The 1,330-nt window shown below is 39.2% G+C and carries 2 protein-coding genes; both read right to left on the bottom strand.

Going from position 1 to position 1,330, the window contains the following annotated elements:
• Positions 1 to 15 precede the first annotated feature (15 nt).
• Entirely contained in the window at positions 16 to 480 is a 465-nt protein-coding gene (locus tag DD616_RS16995; RefSeq protein WP_017046620.1) for a GNAT family N-acetyltransferase, read from the bottom strand.
• Positions 481 to 699: 219 nt separating this feature from the next.
• Entirely contained in the window at positions 700 to 1,290 is a 591-nt protein-coding gene (locus DD616_RS17005; RefSeq protein ID WP_095457967.1) for a hypothetical protein, read from the bottom strand.
• Positions 1,291 to 1,330: the final 40 nt, after the last annotated feature.

The following is a 1,330-nucleotide window of genomic DNA, read 5'->3' on the forward strand; positions in this document are numbered from 1 at the left end:
CTCTTGAGCCGTTTGTTATGAAGCAATTTCACACGCCATACTAACGAAGTTTTCATCACCACTATCTGTGATTTGGTAGCCTAAACTACTATAAAAGCCTATGGCTGATTTGTTGCTTTTAAAACTAGATAATGTAATGAGATTTCTATTTGCTTCAGCCGCTAGTTGATGGATGTGATTGATAACCTTAAAACCCAATTTTTTCTTCTGATGATCTGGAAAGATGATCAACAAGTGGATATGAAATGCTTGATCGTACGGTTTGAAGCAAATAAGACCGACTCTTTGATTTCGATAAGTTACCCAATAATACCAGCTATGCTGATATTCAGTAGTTAAGCGATGATACTGGTATTCATCATCCCACCCATAAACGGGTTCAACATGAAGTTTAAGAGCTTGCTTTGTCGCCGAAAATACATTGCAAAACTCTGATTCAGCTACTGGTTCCAGTACGATATTTTCATGTGGTTTAGTCATGATTGCCTCCTGCTTCATAACGCTCGGCCAGAAAACATGGAATTTACCGCTCAATTCCAACTCGATTTAGCTGATAAAAACTTACTTTGCCTAACGCCTTGTTAAGGGGTGAGCAACGCAATACTGAGGCCTCTGCAAACCACCTTAATCACTAAAACTAACGCATAGTAAAAATGCCACGCGTTGCGAATCCCTCTTGAACAATTTGTTAGAATAAATTTATTTGCAGCACTTCTTCCGCTGTTTAGCTGAACCGCAAAAACACTGATCATTTTTTGAAGTTACTTCCTGCGCTAGCTTTTCAAGATTTGAATACGCTAAAGCACGTCTTAGGTCGAACTGATTGGCCACTTGTGCAGTCATAGCTCCAATACCGGAAAGATGCCAAGTCTCAATCTCAGCCTCAATATCCAATACTTGTTGAACAAGTTCATGCTCTTTTATTGCTATATGTTTTATGGGCATACGACCGTTGTTGATCAAAGCCGGGATTTCAGGGTCTGGTATGAACTTTACTTTTTTCGCATTTAACGCCGATGGAGATATACAGACTAATTTTCCGTCTGGCTTCTGGACTACTACGTGAGCAGTCAGTCTTAGAATAAGATTACCCCAAACAGAAGTGATCCAACCAAACACCATCTTGCCAGCATTGTTTTCTAAATACCTTTGAACATTGTTATAGCAATAATTCAATTGAGAGTACGATTCTGGTTGGACTGACACATCTAACACACTTGACAAGCCTAACTTAACAAGAGCACTTTGAGGAATTACCTTTGGTTCAAACGATTTGTATTTAGATATCATCTCTGAAGTTTCCAATTTATTCTAACGCCCGGCTAAGGGG

Source organism: Vibrio anguillarum (assembly GCF_003390515.1).
Lineage (GTDB): Bacteria > Pseudomonadota > Gammaproteobacteria > Enterobacterales > Vibrionaceae > Vibrio > Vibrio anguillarum.